Origin of the sequence: Pseudochelatococcus sp., assembly GCF_050946405.1 — a bacterium.
Lineage (GTDB): Bacteria > Pseudomonadota > Alphaproteobacteria > Rhizobiales > Beijerinckiaceae > Pseudochelatococcus.
Genome location: NZ_JBMNUS010000001.1, coordinates 228,396 through 246,805, shown reverse-complemented (window position 1 = coordinate 246,805; position 18,410 = coordinate 228,396). Strand labels below are relative to the sequence as shown.

Genomic DNA, 18,410 nt, shown 5'->3' with positions numbered 1-18,410 from the left:
AACGGCTTTCGGGGGCGTGCCTCGCGGATGCGGGCGCTTGCCGTCGCCTTCGCCCTCGTTGCCGCCGCCCTTTTTTCGGTGATGGAGGCCGGCACCTTCACGGCGGCGCTTTTCTCTTCCCCGAAGGCGTCGGCGCAGGCGGTTTCCACCGCGCCCGGCTCCCCGGCGCCCATGCCGGCGGGGTTGATCGCGCCGGAAGAATGGCGGCGATACCGTGACCGCTTCATCACGGCCGGGCGCGTCGTCGACGACGGCAACGGCAACATCAGCCACAGCGAAGGGCAGGGCTACGCCATGATGCTGTCGGTCATGGCCGGCGACCGCGCGACCTTCGCCGCGCTGTGGAGCTTCGTGCGCACGGAGCTGCTGATCCGCGACGACGGGCTGGCGGCCTGGCGCTGGAATCCCGCCACGCGCCCCCATGTCACGGACATCAACAACGCGAGCGACGGCGATATCCTGATCGCCTACGCCCTCCTGCTCGCGGCGGATGCGTGGGGCGACGCCGGCTTCGCCCGCGACGCGCAGCAAATCGTCGCCGCGCTGTCGAAACATGCCGTCATGAAGAGCGGCGGGCGGATGCTGCTGATGCCCGGTGTGGCGGGCTTCGGGCCGCGCGAGCGCACCGATGGCCCGGTGGTCAATCCGTCCTACTGGATATTCGAGGCGCTCGCGCGATTCGGGACGCTGAAGGCCGGCGCGCAGCCCTGGGGGGGCCTGACGAAAAGCGGCCTCGACCTGATCGACCGCTCGCGCTTCGGTCCCGCCGGGGTGCCGGTGGAATGGGTGTCGCTGCGCGACGGCGAGCGGCCGCGGCCCGCCGAGCGGTTCCCCAACGAATACGGCTACAATGCGCTGCGCATTCCGCTCTATCTGTTGCGCGCCGGCATCGACGCGCCGGAGCGGCTCGAACGGTTCCGGCGTCTGTGGAGCGGGAACGGCAGACCCGCTCCGGCCATCATCCGGGCTGATACCGGCGAAGTCACCTACCGTCTGAGCGATCCCGGCTATGCGATGATCGTCGCGGCCCTCGACTGCGCGCTCGACCGCGCCCCCGTGCCCGACGCGCTGCGGGATTTCCGGCCGACATTGTATTACCCCTCGACCCTGCACCTGCTCGGGCTGGCGCTGGTGAGGCAGAGGTATCCGCAATGTCTGTGAAGATGCTTTCGCCCTATCTGGTGATGGCGGCGGCCGGCGGCGCGCTCATCTTCGGCGGCGATGTCGGGCTGCCCGCCCTTTCTCCGCCGGGTCAGCCGGCGGCCGCTTCCGTCGCGGCGGCGGCGATGCCGCGCTTCATGCTCGTCGCCGATGCCGCGCCCGATTCGCAGAAGAACTTTCGGCAGCCTTTCACTCCCGCCGCCGGCGAGGAGCAGCATGTCGACGAGAGCGCCATTTACTACTACGCGTCGCAAGGTGACTGGGAGCGCATGCGCGCGGAGATCAACCGCCTGAAGGCGCTCTATCCGCACTGGACGCCGCCGGCCAATCCCGAAGCGGGGCCCGCCGGCGTCGTCGACGAGGAGACGCGGAAGCTGTGGTCGTTGTTCTCCGAAGGCCGCTATCCCGCGTTGCGCGACGCCATCGCCACGCATCAGCAGCGCGATCCGCAATGGCAGCCTCCCGCCGACCTGGTGGAGAAACTGGGTGAGGCCGAGGCGCGCCAGCGGCTGCTGAACGCCGCCGGCGCGCGGCAATGGGAGACGGTGCTGAGCGTGGCCACCGACCATGCCGGCCTGCTCGTCTGCCCCAACATGGAGGTGCTGTGGTCCGTCGCCGAGGCGTTCGTCGCGACGGACAAGCCGTCCCGCGGCGTGGATGTCTACAACTATATTCTGGACAATTGCGACGACAAGGCGGAGCGCGCCGCCACGCTCGACAAGGCTTCGGCCCTGCTGCCGCTGGCGGAGGCGGAGAAGCTGCTCGCGCGCGACAAGGACGCCGCGCCCGCGAACGCGCTGGACACGCTGGTGCGCCGCCGTGTGGGCGAGGCGGCGCAGGGCAAGGCGGAAACCGCGAGCGTGGCCGACATCGCGCGGATGGAGCAACTCGTCGCCGCCGTCACGACGACGCCGGACGACGCTATGGCGCTGGCCTTCTATCTCCATAGCCACCGCGAGCCGGAGCGGGCGGCGCAGCTTTTCAAGCTTGCGCTCGACCGTGGCGGCGGGGCGAAGGCGGCGGAGGGCTACGTGCTCGCCATGAGCGCGCAGGGGCGATTTGCGGAAGTCGAGCCTCTGGCCCACGAATGGCGCGGCGCATCGCCCGAAAACATGGAAATCTATCTCGACGGCATGGTCGCGCTGCTGCTGCGCGAGCCGCCGCCCCGCATCGACGAAGCCGCCATCGCCCGGCTCGTCGCCGTGGCGGTGGAAGGGCGCCTGCCCGCCGCCGGCCATGCGCTCGGCTGGTATGCCTATAACACGGGGCAGGTCCGAACGGCGGAACGATGGTTCATCGAAGCGCTGAAATGGGACCGCGCATACGAGCCCGCCGCCCACGGCCTCGCCGTCGCGCGTCAGCGGCTGGGGAACCGGAAGGGGCTGCTGGCGGTCGTCAACGCCTGGCGGGATCGCTCGCCCCGCATCGCCGACCTCGTGGATCGGCCGGGCCGGCGTCCTTCCGCCTCCGCCGCCGCCCGGCAGCCGGAGCCCGGAGCGTCGCCGGCTGCCGGGAGCGATATCGACGCGCTGCTTTTCGGCGCTTCGCCCTCGGCCGCGCCTGTCGCCCCCGCGCGGGCATCCCCGCGCGCCGAAAGCGCCGCGGCCGGAGCGTTCGACCGGATGGAAGCATCTGATCGGGAAGTCGCGCAAAACAGAGAATCGCAGAACCACGGCCGGTCCAATCGGAGCGGCGACAGCGCCGGCGAGCGGACTTCCGCGCCGGCGCGCGCCGGGCCGCAAACCGCGAGCCGCGCCAATGCCCGCCGATGCGCCTCGTCGGCATCGCTGCATGGCGTGTCGGGCCTGCCGGCCGCTTCCGCGTTGTCGCTGGGCTGGTGCCTGATGGAACTCGACCGGCCCATGGAGGCGGTCCGGGCATTCGAGGCCGTGCAGGCGAAAAGCGGCGACGCCGGCCAGCGGAAGGAGGCGGCCTATGGCAAGAGCCTTGCCTATCTGCGCGTCGGCCTGACGAACAAGGCGGCCCTTGCCGCCTCGGAAGCGCGCATCGGTCCTGGGAGGCAGCGGGACCTGAGCGTGGCGCTGCTGACCCAGCAGGCCATCGCCGCCTATGACGCGGAGCGCTACACCGAGACCCTGTTCGCCCTCGACGCCCGGCAGAGGCAGGCCCCCGAGCAGACCGATCTCATGCTGCTGCGGGGCTGGAGCAATTTTCACCTCGGGCGTTTCGACGAAGCGGAGCGGGTGTTCAGACTCCTGCAGAAAACCGGCGTCTCGACCGCCGCCACGCAGGGGCTCACGGCCATCGCCGAACGGCTCAACCGCATCCGCTACTGACGGCCGCCCCCATGCGTGTTGAACGGCGGCGGATATCTCGTGTAACAATGGCCCCCGCCGCCGCAGCGGGCGGCGATCCGGCCTGCGACGGAGGCGGGCCTGCAAGGGAGAGTTGCGGCATGCGGTCATTCTCGTCCGATGGCGTTCGTATCGACTTCATCGACGTTCCCGCCCCGCACGGCGACGGGCGGCCGGTGCTGCTCATTCATGGTTTCGCGTCGAATCACACCGTGAACTGGGTCAACACGATGTGGACGACGACGCTCGGCCGCGCCGGCTATCGGGTCATCGCGCTCGACAACCGCGGGCATGGGCAGAGCGAGAAGCTCCACGAGCCCGCCGCCTACACCACCACCGAGATGGCGGAGGATGCGCGCCGCCTGCTCGACCATCTCGACATCGAAAAGGCCGCCGTGATCGGCTATTCGATGGGCGCGCGCAACACCGCCCGCCTCGCCGCGCTGCATCCCGACAGGGTGGCGGCGGCCGTGCTCGGGGGGCTCGGCATTCATCTCGTGGAAGGCGCCGGCCTGCCCCCGCGCATCGCGGAGGCGATGGAGGCGGCTTCCCTCGACGACCTGACCGATCCCGACCAGCGCATGTTCCGCGCCTTCGCCGAGCAGACCGGCAGCGATCTGCGCGCGCTCGCGGCCTGCATTCGCGGCTCGCGCGGGGCGCTGACGCGCGCCGAGGTCGCGGCGATCACGCTGCCGGTTCTCGTCGCCGTCGGATCGCGCGACGCCATCGCCGGGTCCGGCGAGGCGCTCGCGGCGCTGCTGCCCAACGGCCGTTTTCTCGACATTCCCGGCCGCGATCACAATCTGGCCGTGGGCGACAGGGTTCACAAGCAGGGCGTGCTGGCGTTTTTCAACGACGTCTATCCGGCGGCCTGACGGCGCCCCCCGCCGGCGGGCCGGTTCATCCGATGCGCGTGAACAGCCGGTTCCAACGGATCGCCGCCGGCCATTTCCAGATTTGCCACGCGGGCGTCTGCTCATCCAGCGAGAAGAACGTGAATTCCGCGCGGCCGATGAAGTTGTCGAGCGGCACGTAGCCCATCGACGAAAGATCGCGGGAATCGCTGGAGTTGTCGCGGTTGTCGCCCATCATGAAGTAATGGCCCTCCGGCACCTTGTAGACGAAGGTGTTGGCCCAGTAGCTGCCCGCGCCCTCGCGCTCCATGATGATGTGGCTGGCGCCGCCGGGCAGGGTCTCCCGATAGAGCGGCGCCTGTTGCGGCTGCCCCCACTGGTCGATGTCCGGGTAGGTGCCGATGCGCTCGCGCCCGACAGGCTGGCCGTTGATGACCAGCACGTTGTCGACCATCCGGATGGTGTCGCCGGGAAGCCCGATCACCCTCTTGATGTAATCGAGGCCGTCGTTTTTCGGTGACGAGAACACGGCGATGTCGCCGCGCTGCGGCGTCGCGCCCAGAATGCGCCCGTCGAAGGGAACGATGCCCCACGGGAAGGAATGGCGCGAATAGCCGTAGGCATATTTCGACACGAACAGATAGTCCCCCACCAGCAGCGTCGGCACCAGCGAGCCGGAGGGAATGCTGAACGGCTGGAACAGGAACGTGCGGATCACGAGCGCGATCAACACCGCCTGCACGACGACGCGGATCATGTCGCCGATGCCCTCATTCGGGGGCTCGGGGCTTTGGCGGTCATCCCGCGGCGTCGGCCGGTCATCGTGAGAGGCGGTCATGCTGGGCTCCCTGGAGCGCGCTCGAGTGAATGCCCTGAGTTAATGAAGAGGCTCCGCGCCTGCAAGCGCCCTGTCGGCGCCGCATGCATGCGGGGCAGCCCTGCGCCGGGCGCGGGTTGACGGAAGTGCGCCCCATTTATATTGTTAGCCTAACTAACCATAGGGTGGCCGGTCTTATCCGTTCGCCCTCCCACAACTGACGGAAACGTATCTGTCGATCATGCCTCATGAACGCTTTGCCGACGAAGCAGCGGCGATCGCCGACCTGCTGCGCCCGGCCATCCTGCGGCTCAACCGCGACCTGCGCCGTGAAACGCGCAGCGCGGTGGGCCTGTCGCCGTTCCAGACCCTGATCCTCGGCACCCTGGCCAACGAGCAGGGCATCGGCGTCAACGAACTGGCGGCGCGTGAGCGCATCACGCCGCCCAGCATGAGCGCGCATGTCAAGCAACTCGCGGCGGCGGGGCTGCTGCGCCGCCTCGAAGGCGCCCACGACGACCGCCGGAGAGTGGGGCTTGAAATCACGGAAGAGGGCCGGCGCGTGCTCGTCGAGGTCAAGCGCTTGCGCACGGAATGGCTCGCCACCCGCATCTCCCGGCTGACGGAGGCTGAGCGCAAGCGGGTTCTCGACGCCGTGGAGCCGCTGATCAAACTGAGCGAGACGCCAGCATCATGACTTTCCCGGCTAAATTTCCCGGCAGCTCGCTCCTCGAATCCGGTCCGGTGGCCCGCATGGCGCGCTCGCCCTTCATCGTGCCGCTCATCGTCGGCTGCGCGCTGTTCCTGCAAATGCTCGACTCCACGGTCATCGCGATGGCGGTGCCGGCGATGGCGCGGTCGATGGATGTCGATCCGGTGCGGCTCAACATCGCCATCACCGCCTATCTGCTGAGCGTATCCGTGTTCATTCCCGTCAGCGGCTGGGTGGCGGACAGGTTCGGCGCGCGCAACGTCTTCGTGGCGGCCATCGCGCTGTTCACGGTCAGCTCCATCTTCTGCGGCCTCGCCAACTCGCTGGGCGAGCTTGTCGCCGCGCGGCTGGCGCAGGGCGTGGCCGGGGCGATGATGGTGCCGGTGGGGCGCATCGTCATGCTGCGCTCCATCAGTAAGGCCGACCTGATGCGGGCCACGACCTACCTCACCGTGCCCGCCCTGCTGGGGCCGGCGCTCGGCCCGCCCATCGGCGGACTGATCACGACCGTCAGTTCCTGGCGCTGGATCTTTCTCATGAACGTGCCGGTGGGCATCATCGGCATCGTGCTGGCGTTGATCTTCATCAGGGACACGCGCGAGCGCGACGTGCCGCCGCTGGACTGGCGCGGCTTCCTGCTGACGGCGATCGCCCTGGCTTGCCTGGTGCTCGGCTTCGAGACCCTCGGACACGGCGCGGCGCCGTGGCAGGTGAGCGCGCTCATCCTGCTCGTCGGGGCGGTTTGCGTCGCGCTCTACGTGCGCCACGCCGCTCATACGCCCTTCCCGATCATCGATCTCGACCTGCTGCGCATCCCGACGTTTCACGCCTCGGTGATCGCCGGCAATCTCGGCCGCTTCACCGTGGGGGCGGCGCCGTTCCTGATGGCGCTGCTGTTGCAGGTGGTGCTGGGCATGACGCCGTTCGCGGCGGGCATGATCACCATCGCCGGCGCCACGGGCGCCATCATCGCCAAGTTCATGATCGGGCCGGTGTTCCGCCGCTTCGGCTTCCGGCGGGTGCTGACCGTCAACGCGCTGATCGTGGCGCTGACGATCGCCGCCTGTGGGGCGGTGACGCCCCTGACGCCGCCGCTCGTCATCATGCTGGTGCTGTTCATCGGCGGCGTGTTCCGCTCGCTCCAGCTCACGGGCGTGAACGCGCTGGCCTTCGCCGACATCCCGCCGGAGCGGATGAGCAACGCCACCACCTTCGCCAGCATGATGCAGCAGCTCGCCTTCAGCGTGGGCGTCGGCATCGCGGCGCTTGCGCTGGGGGCGAGCATCGCCGCGCGTGGCGGGACGACGATGGCCATCGAGGACATCACGGTCGCCTTCGCCGTGCTGGCGTTGCTGGCGGCGTCTTCGGCGCTGCTGTTCATGCGCCTGTCGCCCCGCGCGGGCAGCGAGGTGAGCCGCGGACGCGCCGCGCCGATCGACGTGCCGGTGTCCGACGGCCAGACGTGACTTTGCCGGCGCGGGCGGGTTGACACGCGCCCGCGCGCGGCCTTTCCTGATCCCTCGACCGATCCCGGCCGGCAGGCCGGGAGCCGCGCATTTCAGGCAGGGACCCAGGACGGCAGATCACATGACCGCACCGCAGCAGAATCATTCCTCACCGATCGACCCGGCGAAGCTCGACAGGCTGGCGGAAGTGGCCATCCGCGTCGGCCTGCGATTGCAGGCCGGGCAGGATCTGCTGATCACCGCTCCGGTGACGGCGCTGCCGCTGGTGCGCCGCATCGCCGTTCACGCTTATTCGGCGGGCGCGGGGCTCGTGACGCCGTTTTTCAGCGACGAGGCGCTGACCCTCGCCCGCTATCGCCACGCGGCCGATCATGGTTTCGACCGGGCGGCGGGGTGGCTCTACGAGGGCATGGCGAAGGCGTTCACCGCCAACACGGCGCGGCTCGCCATCGTCGGCGACGACCCGATGCTGCTCGCCGGGCAGGACCCGGCGAAGGTGGCGCGCGCCAACAAGGCCGTTTCGGTCGCCTATCAGCCGGCGCTGGAGAAGATCGCCGGCTTCGACATCAACTGGAACATCGTCGCCTATCCCGGCGCGTCGTGGGCGCGCCGGGTTTTCGCGGATGATGCCGAAGAGGTCGCGGTGCGCAAGCTGGCCGACGCGATCTTCGCCGCCTCGCGCGTCGACGGCGACGATCCGGTCGCGGCGTGGGCCGATCACAACGCGGCGCTGCACCGGCGGGCCGCGTGGCTGAACGGGCAGAGGTTCGCGGCGCTGCATTTCACCGGGCCGGGCACGGATCTGCGCGTGGGCCTCGCGGACGGCCACGAATGGCAGGGCGGCGCGGCCACGGCGAAGAACGGCGTCACCTGCAACGCCAACATCCCCACGGAAGAGGTGTTCACGACGCCGCATGCCGCGCGCGTGGAGGGCCATGTATCGAGCACCAAGCCCCTGTCGCATCAGGGCACGCTGATCGACGACATCCGCGTGCGCTTCGAGGCGGGGCGGATCGTCGAGGCGAAGGCGTCGCGCGGCGAGGAGGTTCTCAACAAGGTGCTGGACACCGACGAGGGCGCGCGCCGGCTGGGGGAGGTGGCGCTGGTGCCGCACTCCTCGCCCATCTCGAAAAGCGGCATTCTGTATTTCAACACGCTGTTCGACGAGAACGCTTCCTGCCATATCGCGCTGGGCCAGTGCTACGCGAAATGCTTCGTCGACGGCGCGCGGCTGTCGCCGGAGGAAATCGCGGCGCGGGGCGGCAACAGGAGCCTGATCCATATCGACTGGATGATCGGTTCCGGCACCGTCGACATCGACGGCGTGCATGCGGACGGCAGCCGCACGCCGGTGTTCCGCAAGGGCGAGTGGGCCTGACCGTGGCGGACGATCTGCTGATCGAAAGGGACGGCAACGGCGACTTCATTCTCGACACGGAAGCGCTCGCAGCGCGCTTCCGCATGTCTCTGGCCGATTTCCGCAGGAACATGGCGCAGGGCCGCATCACGAGCATGGTCGAGGCCGGGCGGGACGAGGACGAGGGCCGGTATCGCCTGACGGTGCGTTTCGGCAATCGCGTCTGGCGGGCGGTCGTCGACGCCTCGGGCACGGTCTCCGAAGAGTCGCTCGGTTTCGCTAGCCCCCGGTGCTGAACGGGACGATGCGTCTCCCGTGCCCGAATGCTGGTGAAACCCTAATAATTCCTTCACATGGAAGGTGTTATAGAGTGAGCGGACGCATTCGGGACAGGGCGGCGTGAAAGATGGCGATAACGCATGTGGAATATCTCCTGCTGGGAGGCGGCCTCGCGAGCGCGACGGCGGCGGAGACCTTGCGGCACGAGGGCGCCAAGGGGAAGATCCTCATCCTCTCCGAGGAGAGCATCTCGCCTTATTACAGGCCGTTCCTCTCCAAGGAATATCTCGTTCAGGAACAGGATCCGTCGAAACTCCAGATCTTTCCCGAAACCTTCTACGCCGATCAGGACATCCTGCTCGCCCTGAACACGACGGCGGTGACGCTGAACGCGCCGGGCAAGCTGCTCGTGACCAACAAGGGGCAGGTCATCGGCTATGACAAGCTGCTGATCGCCACCGGCGCGAAACCGAAGCGGCCGTCCATTCCCGGTTTCGAGCGCGCGGGCGTGTTTTCCCTGCGCCGGCGCAGCGAGGGCGAGGCGATCCGCCGCGCGGCCGCCGGGGCGCGGAAGGCGGTCGTCATGGGCGGCAGCTTCCTGGGCATGGAAATCGCCATGTCGCTGCATCATCTCGGCCTCGAGGTGACGATCGTCGAGCGCGGCGACCGGGTGCTGACCCATCTCGAATCCGAACGGCTGTCGAACTACTTCCAGGCCTTCGCGCAGGAGAGGGGGCTGACCATCCACTTTCACGACGAGGTGGTCAGCATCGACGGCGACGAGCGCGTTCAGTCGATCGTCACGCGCGAGGGCCGCACCATCTTCACCGACATGCTCGTGTCCAGCGTCGGCGTCGATCCGGCGACGGCCTTCCTGCGCGGCACGGACATCGAGCTGGAGCACGGGCGCGTGCTGGTGGACGAGTTCATGGCCACGAGCGTGCCCGGCATCTATGCCGCGGGCGACGTGACGACGTTCTACGACCCGATCTTTCGCCGCAAGCGCCACATCGAGCACGCCGACAACGCCATGCGGCAGGGGCGCATCGCGGCGCGCAACATGCTGGGCAAGCGCCAGCGCTACGAACAGGTGTCGTATTTCTTCTGCGAGGTCGGCGAACTGAGCTTCAGCGCGCTCGGCGTCTCGGAAGAAGCGGACGAGTGGATCGAGCGCGGCAGCCTCGAGGATCACTCCTATTCGATGTTCTATCTGCGCGACGGCGTGGTGCAGGGCTATTTCTCGATGGGGCGGCCCGCCAGCGAGACGCGCACGGCCGAGGGCCTGATCCGCTATCGCGTCAACGTGTCGGACCGCAAGGAGCGCATCGCCGATCTGTCGATCGCTCTCGACGACATTCCCACGCAGAACGTGTTCGTGCTTCAGGGGGGCGGTGCGCTCGGCGCGTTCGAGACCGGCGTGGTCCGCGGGCTCGAGGAACACGGCATCTATCCCGACATCGTGGCCGGCGTCTCCATCGGCGCGATCAACGGCGCGGTCATCGCCGGCAACCCGCGCGATCCCACCCGCGCGCTTGAAGCCTTCTGGAAGGAACTGACCGTCACCGCGCCGCACCACCTGCTGCCGGACGACGCGAAGCGCACCGCGGTTTCCATGCAGATCCTGGCGTTCGGCGTGCCGAGCTTCTTCCGGCCGCGCTGGTTCCCGCCGGCGTTCGATCCCACGCAACTGCCCTTCAACTGGACGAGCTATTACGATACGACGCCGATGAAATCCCTGCTGCGCAAGTATGTGGATTTCGCGCGCCTCAAGGACAGCCCGGTGCGGCTTCTTGTCAGCGCCGTCAACGTCAACACGGCGGAGCTGGAGATCTTCGACAGCTACGTCGACAACATGACGCCCGATCATATCCTCGCCAGCGGCAGCTTGCCGCCGAGCTTTCCCTGGACGGAGATCGACGGCAAATCCTACTGGGACGGCGGCATCATCAGCAACTCGCCTCTCGACATCGTGCTCGACCGCTGCGGCCCGGACGGCAAGCGCGTCTACGCGGTGGATCTGTTCGCCTCCAGCAAGCCCTTGCCGCAAAACATGATGGAGGTGCGCTCGCGCCTCAGCGAGATCATCTATTCGGAACGGGTGCGCAACGACATCCGCATCCGCGAGGTGGTGAGCGCCTATCGGGGGCTGATCGAGCATGTCCTCAGCCATGTGGAGGACGACACGGCCGCGCGCATTCGCCAGCGCCCTTATTACATCCAGTTGATGGGCGACGGCGCGCCCATGAAGATCACCCGCTTCCTGCGCGTCGGCAAGCCGGGCGAATCCGCTTCCCGCGATTACGATTTCTCCGAAATGGGCATCCGCGCCAATCAGGAGGAAGGCTACGCGCTTACCGTGAAGACGCTGGAAGAACTGCGCCAGCAGGAAGAAGAAGGCGGCTCTCCGGTGTGAAATCCGCCGGCGGCGGGTCGACGTGCGGGAATTTGACGTGCGGGAATTTCATGTTCACGGTCATTTGATGTGACATAAGATTGTCAAGTCGCCGCTTTAAGAGAATGGCCGAGATTAAGTCTCCGTTCGGTGCTGATGCAGGCTCATTGATAACAACGACAGGTTGGGCTCGTAAGGGCGCGCATCTTTGTTGCCGGATGTCGATCATGGGCGCGCCTCGCGGCGCGCGCCGCACCATTACGAGATTGATCATGGCTGGACGTGCCAATTCCATTGTCGCCGCCAGAGCGTTGGGGCTCCTGGCGGCGATGTTTCTTTCCATGTTTTCCGCCATGACGGTTCTGGCCACTGACGAGGTTCGGGCTGAACCCATACGCGGAGCGGGGTCGACTTTCGCCGCGCCGGTCATCGCCCGCTGGGCCCATCTTTACGGGCAGGTGCGCGCCGACGGCGGCGATTTCGTTTCTCCCGACTGGACGGTGGATTATGAACTGGTCGGCTCCCTCGCCGGCCTGATGCGCCTCGAGCAGCCCGAGCTCGACTTTGCCGCCAGCGACGTGCCCGTCACGCCGGAGGAACTGGAGCGGCGCGGTCATCGGCAGTTTCCGTTCGTGCTGGGCGGTATCGCCGTCGTCGTCAACCTCGACGGCGTGAAGGTGGGCGAGCTGCGCCTGCCGGGGGCGGCGCTGGCAGACATCTATCTGGGCCGCGTGACGAAATGGAACGATCCCGCCCTGACGGCGGCCAATCCGGGGCTCACCCTGCCGGATCTGCCGATCGCGCCGGTGTATCGCAAGGACGGGTCGGGCTCGACCTTCGCCCTGACCGAATATCTGTCGGCGGCAAGCCCCGAATGGCGTGAGCGGCTCGGCGCGGCGACGCTGATCGCCTGGCCCGTCGGAACCGGCGCCGAAGGCACGCAGGACCTCATCCGGGCCGTGCAGGCGACCAAGGGCGCCATCGCCTATGCGGAGTTCGGGCAAGTGGCGCGCACCAGCATGCCGTTCGTCGCGCTCGAAAACGCGTCCGGCCGCTTCGTCGCGCCGGGGCCTGAAGGCTTTCAGGCGGCGATCGACTCCGTCGACTGGTCGCAGACACGGGATTTCCATGCGACGCTGGCGAACCGTCCGGGAGAGGCCGCCTATCCGATCACCGCGGCGACGTTCGCGATCGTGCCGAGCCGGCGCTCGCGGGCGCGTATCGACCGCGTACACGACTTTTTCCGTCTTGCCTTCGATCAGGGCGGGCGGGATGCGCGCGCGCTGGGCTATGTGCCGCTTCCGGCGTCGCTCGTGGAGCGTATCAAGCAATACTGGACCGAGGAACAGAATACGCGAGGCTGATCGCAGTACCTCTAGGGATAGCTAAATCATGAATATCGATATCTTCAAGGACATACTGGTCCCGGTCATCGGCGGCCTGGGTCTGTTCATGCTCGGCCTGGAATTCATGTCCAACGGCATTCAGGCCCTTTCCGTCAACAAGATGCGCGAGTTTCTCGCCAAGGCGGCCGGCACGCCCATCAAGGGCGTGATGGCGGGCACGCTGATCACGGGCGTCATCCAGTCGTCTACCGCGATGACGGTGATGGTGGTGGGTCTCGTCAACGCCGGCGTCGTCGCGTTGCGCCCCGCCATCAGCGTGATCATGGGCGCCAACATCGGCACCACGCTCGGCAACGGCCTCATCGCCCTGCCGCTCGGGCCGCTGGGCCTCATCTTCTCCGGCTTCTTCGCGCTGGTGTACTGCTTCTCGAAGAACGAGAAGGTGCGCAACATCGCGCTTTCGGCCATGGGCTTCGCGCTGATCTTCTACGGTCTCAACCTGATGACCGGCGGTCTGCGCCCGCTGCGCAACATGCCGGAAGTGATGGCGCTGCTGTCCACGTTGCAGGCCGATTCCTATCTCAACCTCATCAAGTGCGTGCTCATCGCGGCCGGTATCACCGCGCTGATCCACTCCTCCTCGGCGACCATCGGCATCGTGATGGGCCTCGGCGCCGCCGGCATTCTGGACTGGAAGACGGCCGTCGCCTTCTCGCTCGGCGCTGACCTCGGCACCACGATCACCTCGTGGATGGCGTCGCTCAACCTGTCGAAGAATGCCAAGCGCGCCGCTTACGCGCATATATCGTTCAACCTGATCGGCGTGTGTATTACCGTGCCGCTCTTCTTCATCTCCATCGAGGTTCTGCGCTGGGGCATGCAGTGGTTCGGCGGCGACCCGGCCGTGCCGGTGCTGATCGACGGCAAGGAGACCTTCCCGCTGGTGCCGGTTGCGGTCGGTGTTTACTCGACGGTGTTCAACATCTTCAACACGCTGCTGCTGTTCCCCTTCGTGGGCGTGTTCGAGCGCGTGCTCTCGCGCGTCGGTCATACGGACGACGAGGACGTGGAGGATTATTCCACGCCCAAGTTCCTCAATCGGGCGCTGGCGGACGATTTCGCCCGCGCGGTTCCGGCGGTGGAACAGGAGACTGCCCGGCATCTGCAAGCCGGCGCGCTGTTCCTCGACATCGCGCGCGACAAGAAGAATGCGCCGGCCGATCCCGGCGAGCATTATCTCGCGACCGATATCCTCAGCCGCGACATCCGTACCTACACGGCCGCGCTGATGAAGGAGGATCTGCCTTACGATCGGCTCGATCTCATCGCCAGCCTGATCGAGGAGGCCGATTTCACCGCCGCGCTCACCGAGTCCATGCACCAGGTGGCGCGCCGCGTGAAGCGGGAGAAGTTCTCCGACAAGGCGCAGGCGATCGTCGATGTGGCGCTCGACAGGCTCGACAACGCGTTGCGCCAGATCCTGCCCGACTACGGCATCGCCGATCCCCAGATGCCGGCCGGGCATGTCACCTTCCCCGAGCTTGAGGAACTGCGCGCGCGCACGCTGTCGCTCGGGCCGAACGCGGGCGCGGGCGAGCGGGGCACGATCCTGGCGCTGCTCGGCTCCATCGAACGCGCGGAACTGCTCATCCGCCGCATCGATGCCGAGCGCAAGTCCGTCAACCGCCAGAGCGTGCTGGCGCATGCCGTGCGGCAGAAGCCGGTCGCGCCCCGCGCGGACGAGGGCGGCCTGGCCCCCGTTCCCGCCGAATGATGCCAAGGGGCCGGTGAGCTTGTCTCATCGGCTTTCCATCAGGCCCGTTCGGCTCCGGTCGAGGACCGGGGCCGATGGCCGATGCGGGCAGCCTGATCTGTAACGACAATTGCCGCCGGGGCGAGACCGTTCCGGCGGAAAAGGTTCGCACGGGCTTTTGTGATGACGAACAACGGCGCGAGGCTTTCATGAGTGTCGGTCTGGTAGCTCTTCTCGATGATATTGCGGCTCTGGCCAAGGTGGCCGCCGCCTCTCTCGATGATGTCGCGGGTCAGGCGGCGAAGGCCGGCGCCAAGGCGGCGGGCGTCGTCATCGACGACGCGGCGGTGACGCCGCGCTATGTGGTGGGCTTTGCGGCTGCGCGCGAGGTGCCCATCGTCGGGCGCATCGCGATGGGCTCGCTGCGCAACAAGCTGCTGATCCTGCTGCCGGCCGCGCTCATCCTGAGCCTGCTGCTGCCGCAGGCCATCACGCCTCTGCTGATGGTGGGCGGCCTCTATCTCTGCTACGAAGGCGCGGAGAAGGTTCTGGAGATGGCGCTGCCTCACGCGGCCCACAGCCACGAATCGGAACTCGAAACCGTGGCCCTCGACGCCAGGAGCTTCGAGGACCAGAAGGTCGCGAGCGCCATCAAGACGGATTTCATTCTTTCCGCCGAAATCATGGCCATCACGCTCGGCGCGGTGCCGGACGCCTCGATCGGCATGCAGGCCATCGTTCTCGCCGTCGTCGGCGTAGGCATCACCATCGGCGTTTATGGCGCGGTGGCGCTGATCGTCAAGGCGGACGATTTCGGGCTGATGCTGACGCGCTTCGCGTCTCCGTCGACGCCCGGCAAGATCGTGCGGGCGATCGGCCGGGGCATCGTGCTCGGCATGCCGTGGTTCCTCAAGGCGCTCGGCATCGTCGGCACCGCCGCCATGATCTGGGTCGGCGGCGGCATTGTCCTGCATGGGCTCGAGCATTTCGGCTTCGGCTGGCCCGCGCATTTCGTGCACGACCTGTCCGCGGCGGCGGAGCAGGCGGCCGGATCCGCGGTCGGCTGGCTCGCCGGCGCGGCGGGTTCGGGCGTCGCCGGGCTCATTCTCGGCGGGCTCATGATCCCGGCCATGAGCCATGTGGTATCGCCCGCCTGGCGGCAGGCGAAGCTGCAACTGAAGGGCGCCTGAGCCGCTATCCGGGGGCGCATCGGTTCCCGAACCCGCGGGCCGTGATGGACAGGGCGGCGGCAGCCGTCTACAACCGCCCTGTTTCGTTCAACCTGCCGGGAGTTGAAGTTGGAAGAGGCCCGCCACAAGCTCTCGATGAGCATCCTGATGACGCCCGACATGGCAAATTTTGCCGGCAATGTTCATGGCGGTCATATCCTGAAATATCTCGATCAGGTGGCGTTCGCCTGTGCCAGCCGGTACGCGGGCGCCTATGTCGTGACGCTCTCGGTGGATCAGGTGATCTTCCGTCAGCCGATTCACGTGGGTGAACTGGTGACGTTCTACGCCGCCGTCAACTATACCGGCCGCACCTCGATGGAGGTCGGCATCAAGGTGGTGACGGAAGATATGCGCGCACAGCGGATTCGCCACACCAACAGTTGCTATTTCACGATGGTGGCCGTCGACGGTAACGGCAAGGCCGTTCCCGTGCCGCCGCGCGTGCCGGAAGGCCCGGAGGAGCGTCAGCGCTTCGAGGCGGCGATCCAGCGGCGCGCGCTGCGGGAGGAGATGGAGCACCGCCACCGGCGCATCAGGGAGGCGGCGGGTCAGTCGGTATCGGACGGACCTGCCCCTGCGTGAATGCGCCGGCCGGGCGGCCGGATCAGGGCAGCATGGAGCCCTTTTCGCGCAGCCGGGCATGCCAGGACAGCGCTTCCTCGATGACGTGCGGCGTCTGCCCGCCGCGCCTGGCGGCGCGGTCGTAATAATCGTTGAGCGCGTCGCGGTAGCTGGCATGAGCGCAGTTGTCGATGATCACGCGCGCCCGTTCGCGCGGGGCAAGGCCGCGCAGATCGGCAAGGCCGGTTTCGGTGACGATGATGTCGACATCGTGCTCGGTATGGTCGACATGGCTTGCGAAAGGCACCACGCTTGAAATCACGCCGTTCTTGGCGATCGACTTGGTGACGAACACCGACAGATAGGCGTTGCGGGCGAAGTCGCCCGATCCGCCGATGCCGTTCATCATGTGCGTGCCGCTGACGTGGGTCGAGTTGATGTTGCCGTAGATGTCGACCTCGAGCGCGGTGTTGATGGCGATGATACCGAGCCGGCGAATGATCTCGGGATGATTGCTGACTTCCTGCGGCCGCAGGATGAGCCGGGATTTGTAGTCGTTGAGGCGCGGCAGGACGCGATGGTAGCATTCCTTCGACAGCGTGATCGAGGACCCGGAGGCGAAGTTGAGCTTGCCGGCGTCGAACAGATCGAAGGTGCTGTCCTGAAGCACCTCGGAATACATGGTGAGGTCGTGAAACGGCGTCTCGATGAAGCCGTGCAGCACGGCGTTGGCGATGGAGCCGATACCCGCCTGCAACGGCTGGAGAGTGTTGGTGAGACGGCCCTGCTTCACCTCGTTCAGCAGAAAGTCCGACAGGTGGCTGGCGATGGCGCGCGTCTCGTCGTCCGGCGGCAGGATGGTGGACGAACTGTCGAGCTTTTCCGTCACCACGATGGCGACGATCTTCTCGGGTGGAATGTCGATGTAGGGAATGCCGACGCGGCTTTCGGGCGTCACCACCGGGATCGGCTCGCGGTAGGGGCGGCGCTTGGGAATGTAGATGTCGTGCAGCCCCTCCAGCGCGTCGGGCTGCTGGAGGTTGATTTCGACGATCACCTTGTCGGCGAGAATGGCGAAGGAGGCGGAATTGCCGACGGAGGTCGTGGGCACGATGCCGCCGTTCTCCGTGATCGCGACGGCTTCCACCACGGCGACGTCGACGGGGCCGATCTGGCGCGTGCGCAGCAGCTCCACCGTCTCGGAGAGGTGCTGATCGACGAACATCACCTCGCCCTCGTTGATGAGCTTGCGCAGCGCCGGATCGGACTGGAACGGCAAGCGCCGCGCCAGCACGTGCGCCTCCGCCAGCGTCTTGTCGAGATCGTTGCCGAGCGAGGCGCCGGTGATCAGCGTGATCTTGAGCGGCTCTTCCTTCGCGCGGGCGGCGAGCGCCAGCGGCACCGCCTTCGCCTCTCCGGCGCGGGTGAAGCCGCTCATGCCCACCGTCATGCCATCGCGAATGTGGCGCGACGCCTCCAGCGCGGTCGTGACCTTGGACTGCAAACCAGGATGGCGGATTCTCTCGCGATGCATAAGCGTATCCTCGGCGATTGCGCGTGGTTCAGGCGCCGGCCTGTCCACGGGACCAGAATGAATGTCTTGAAACGGCGCCGCCCGTGGCGTCGGGTTAAGGGGCCGTTCTGCCGGGATCGCGTGGAAAACCGCGCGCATGCGCGCGACTCACCAGCCGATCCCTGTGGCAATATCAAGGACCATCAATGGCGCAGCCGCAGTTTGGAATATAGCAATTGGTTGTATGACAGGCTATAAATAGCAACACCTTACTATAAATGGCGGGCCGAGTCCATCGCTCGTGCCCGCTCCGGCGCGGCGGGCGATCTTGTCAGCGGGCGCGGCGGCATGTAAACGATAGAAACGGGGATGCGGCGCGCGGGCGTCGACAGGATGCCCCGGACACAGCAGGAGGCGTCCATGTCGGATAACGATACGCAGGGTGCGCAGGCGGCGAATGTCGGCACCGAGGTGCCGGCCAGCCTGTTCGTAGGCGGGGTGACGATCGCGCTCGTGCTGATCGTCGTCGTCGCCATCGTGAACGTGGGATAAAGACGGGGCCTTCCTGCGCTTCAGGGCAACGGAAATGGCCCCGTGTCTGTGAGTCGCCCGGACGCTTTCCGGCCGGAAGTTCCGGCTGTTTGGGCGGGCG

At 67.1% G+C, this 18,410-nt stretch carries 15 protein-coding genes; 13 read left to right on the top strand and 2 right to left on the bottom strand.

Going from position 1 to position 18,410, the window contains the following annotated elements; genetic code table 11:
• The first annotated feature begins 27 nt into the window (after positions 1–27).
• The 3 genes from ACOYJQ_RS01050 to ACOYJQ_RS01040 all read left to right on the top strand — a co-directional run bounded on the left by ACOYJQ_RS01050 (position 28) and on the right by ACOYJQ_RS01040 (position 4,351).
• Complete coding sequence (locus ACOYJQ_RS01050) at positions 28–1,161, top strand: glycosyl hydrolase family 8 (RefSeq protein ID WP_433455667.1); 1,134 nt, start codon at positions 28–30, stop codon at positions 1,159–1,161.
• Positions 1,152–3,458 (top strand): hypothetical protein, encoded by a 2,307-nt coding sequence (locus tag ACOYJQ_RS01045; RefSeq protein ID WP_433455665.1) that lies wholly within the window; start codon positions 1,152–1,154, stop codon positions 3,456–3,458. The genes ACOYJQ_RS01050 and ACOYJQ_RS01045 overlap by 10 nt, the downstream gene beginning before the upstream one ends.
• 119 nt (positions 3,459–3,577) lie before the next feature.
• Positions 3,578–4,351, top strand: a complete 774-nt coding sequence (locus ACOYJQ_RS01040) for an alpha/beta fold hydrolase (protein ID WP_433455663.1) — start codon at positions 3,578–3,580, stop codon at positions 4,349–4,351.
• A gap of 25 nt (positions 4,352–4,376) precedes the next feature.
• On the opposite strand, the gene lepB is transcribed toward ACOYJQ_RS01040, so the two are convergent.
• Positions 4,377–5,168, bottom strand: coding sequence for a signal peptidase I (lepB, locus tag ACOYJQ_RS01035; RefSeq protein ID WP_433455661.1), 792 nt, complete (start codon positions 5,166–5,168; stop codon positions 4,377–4,379).
• Positions 5,169–5,388: 220 nt separating this feature from the next.
• Between lepB and ACOYJQ_RS01030 the strand changes: the two genes are divergently transcribed.
• The 9 genes from ACOYJQ_RS01030 to ACOYJQ_RS00990 all read left to right on the top strand — a co-directional run bounded on the left by ACOYJQ_RS01030 (position 5,389) and on the right by ACOYJQ_RS00990 (position 16,266).
• A complete protein-coding gene (locus ACOYJQ_RS01030; protein ID WP_433455659.1) occupies positions 5,389–5,844 on the top strand; it encodes a MarR family winged helix-turn-helix transcriptional regulator in 456 nt (151 codons plus the stop codon).
• Positions 5,841–7,325, top strand: a complete 1,485-nt coding sequence (locus tag ACOYJQ_RS01025; protein ID WP_433455657.1) for an MFS transporter — start codon at positions 5,841–5,843, stop codon at positions 7,323–7,325. Before ACOYJQ_RS01030 ends, ACOYJQ_RS01025 begins: the two co-directional genes overlap by 4 nt.
• 121 nt (positions 7,326–7,446) lie before the next feature.
• Positions 7,447–8,703 carry an aminopeptidase gene (locus tag ACOYJQ_RS01020; RefSeq protein WP_433455655.1) on the top strand — a complete coding sequence of 419 codons (1,257 nt, stop codon included), beginning with the start codon at positions 7,447–7,449 and terminating at the stop codon, positions 8,701–8,703.
• Between the two features lie 2 nt (positions 8,704–8,705).
• Positions 8,706–8,978: a DUF6522 family protein gene (locus ACOYJQ_RS01015; protein WP_433455653.1), complete on the top strand. Its 273-nt coding sequence runs from the start codon at positions 8,706–8,708 to the stop codon at positions 8,976–8,978.
• A 110-nt stretch (positions 8,979–9,088) separates the two neighbouring features.
• Positions 9,089–11,374 carry an FAD-dependent oxidoreductase gene (locus ACOYJQ_RS01010; protein WP_433455651.1) on the top strand — a complete coding sequence of 762 codons (2,286 nt, stop codon included), beginning with the start codon at positions 9,089–9,091 and terminating at the stop codon, positions 11,372–11,374.
• A 251-nt stretch (positions 11,375–11,625) separates the two neighbouring features.
• On the top strand, positions 11,626–12,717 hold the full coding sequence (pstS, locus tag ACOYJQ_RS01005) for a phosphate ABC transporter substrate-binding protein PstS (protein WP_433455649.1): 1,092 nt from the start codon (positions 11,626–11,628) through the stop codon (positions 12,715–12,717).
• A 28-nt stretch (positions 12,718–12,745) separates the two neighbouring features.
• The gene (locus tag ACOYJQ_RS01000) at positions 12,746–14,473 is read left to right on the top strand and encodes a Na/Pi cotransporter family protein (protein ID WP_433455647.1); all 1,728 of its coding nucleotides are present in this window, start codon (positions 12,746–12,748) and stop codon (positions 14,471–14,473) included.
• Between the two features lie 188 nt (positions 14,474–14,661).
• Entirely contained in the window at positions 14,662–15,642 is a 981-nt protein-coding gene (locus tag ACOYJQ_RS00995; RefSeq protein ID WP_433455645.1) for a DUF808 domain-containing protein, read from the top strand.
• A 102-nt stretch (positions 15,643–15,744) separates the two neighbouring features.
• Positions 15,745–16,266: an acyl-CoA thioesterase gene (locus tag ACOYJQ_RS00990; RefSeq protein ID WP_433455643.1), complete on the top strand. Its 522-nt coding sequence runs from the start codon at positions 15,745–15,747 to the stop codon at positions 16,264–16,266.
• Between the two features lie 22 nt (positions 16,267–16,288).
• On the opposite strand, the gene ACOYJQ_RS00985 is transcribed toward ACOYJQ_RS00990, so the two are convergent.
• Positions 16,289–17,779 (bottom strand): acetyl-CoA hydrolase/transferase family protein, encoded by a 1,491-nt coding sequence (locus ACOYJQ_RS00985; protein WP_433455641.1) that lies wholly within the window; start codon positions 17,777–17,779, stop codon positions 16,289–16,291.
• 399 nt (positions 17,780–18,178) lie between these two features.
• On the opposite strand from ACOYJQ_RS00985, the gene ACOYJQ_RS00980 reads away from it, so the two are divergent.
• Positions 18,179–18,310: a hypothetical protein gene (locus tag ACOYJQ_RS00980; protein WP_433455639.1), complete on the top strand. Its 132-nt coding sequence runs from the start codon at positions 18,179–18,181 to the stop codon at positions 18,308–18,310.
• The last annotated feature ends 100 nt before the right edge of the window (positions 18,311–18,410 follow it).

Coding starts and splice junctions, on each gene's coding strand:
- ACOYJQ_RS01050 (WP_433455667.1), top strand. CDS start 28: ATGCGGGCGCTTGCCGTCGCCTTCGCCCTCGTTGCCGCCGCCCTTTTT.
- ACOYJQ_RS01045 (WP_433455665.1), top strand. CDS start 1,152: ATGTCTGTGAAGATGCTTTCGCCCTATCTGGTGATGGCGGCGGCCGGC.
- ACOYJQ_RS01040 (WP_433455663.1), top strand. CDS start 3,578: ATGCGGTCATTCTCGTCCGATGGCGTTCGTATCGACTTCATCGACGTT.
- lepB (WP_433455661.1), bottom strand. CDS start 5,168: ATGACCGCCTCTCACGATGACCGGCCGACGCCGCGGGATGACCGCCAA.
- ACOYJQ_RS01030 (WP_433455659.1), top strand. CDS start 5,389: ATGCCTCATGAACGCTTTGCCGACGAAGCAGCGGCGATCGCCGACCTG.
- ACOYJQ_RS01025 (WP_433455657.1), top strand. CDS start 5,841: ATGACTTTCCCGGCTAAATTTCCCGGCAGCTCGCTCCTCGAATCCGGT.
- ACOYJQ_RS01020 (WP_433455655.1), top strand. CDS start 7,447: ATGACCGCACCGCAGCAGAATCATTCCTCACCGATCGACCCGGCGAAG.
- ACOYJQ_RS01010 (WP_433455651.1), top strand. CDS start 9,089: ATGGCGATAACGCATGTGGAATATCTCCTGCTGGGAGGCGGCCTCGCG.
- pstS (WP_433455649.1), top strand. CDS start 11,626: ATGGCTGGACGTGCCAATTCCATTGTCGCCGCCAGAGCGTTGGGGCTC.
- ACOYJQ_RS01000 (WP_433455647.1), top strand. CDS start 12,746: ATGAATATCGATATCTTCAAGGACATACTGGTCCCGGTCATCGGCGGC.
- ACOYJQ_RS00995 (WP_433455645.1), top strand. CDS start 14,662: ATGAGTGTCGGTCTGGTAGCTCTTCTCGATGATATTGCGGCTCTGGCC.
- ACOYJQ_RS00985 (WP_433455641.1), bottom strand. CDS start 17,779: ATGCATCGCGAGAGAATCCGCCATCCTGGTTTGCAGTCCAAGGTCACG.
- ACOYJQ_RS00980 (WP_433455639.1), top strand. CDS start 18,179: ATGTCGGATAACGATACGCAGGGTGCGCAGGCGGCGAATGTCGGCACC.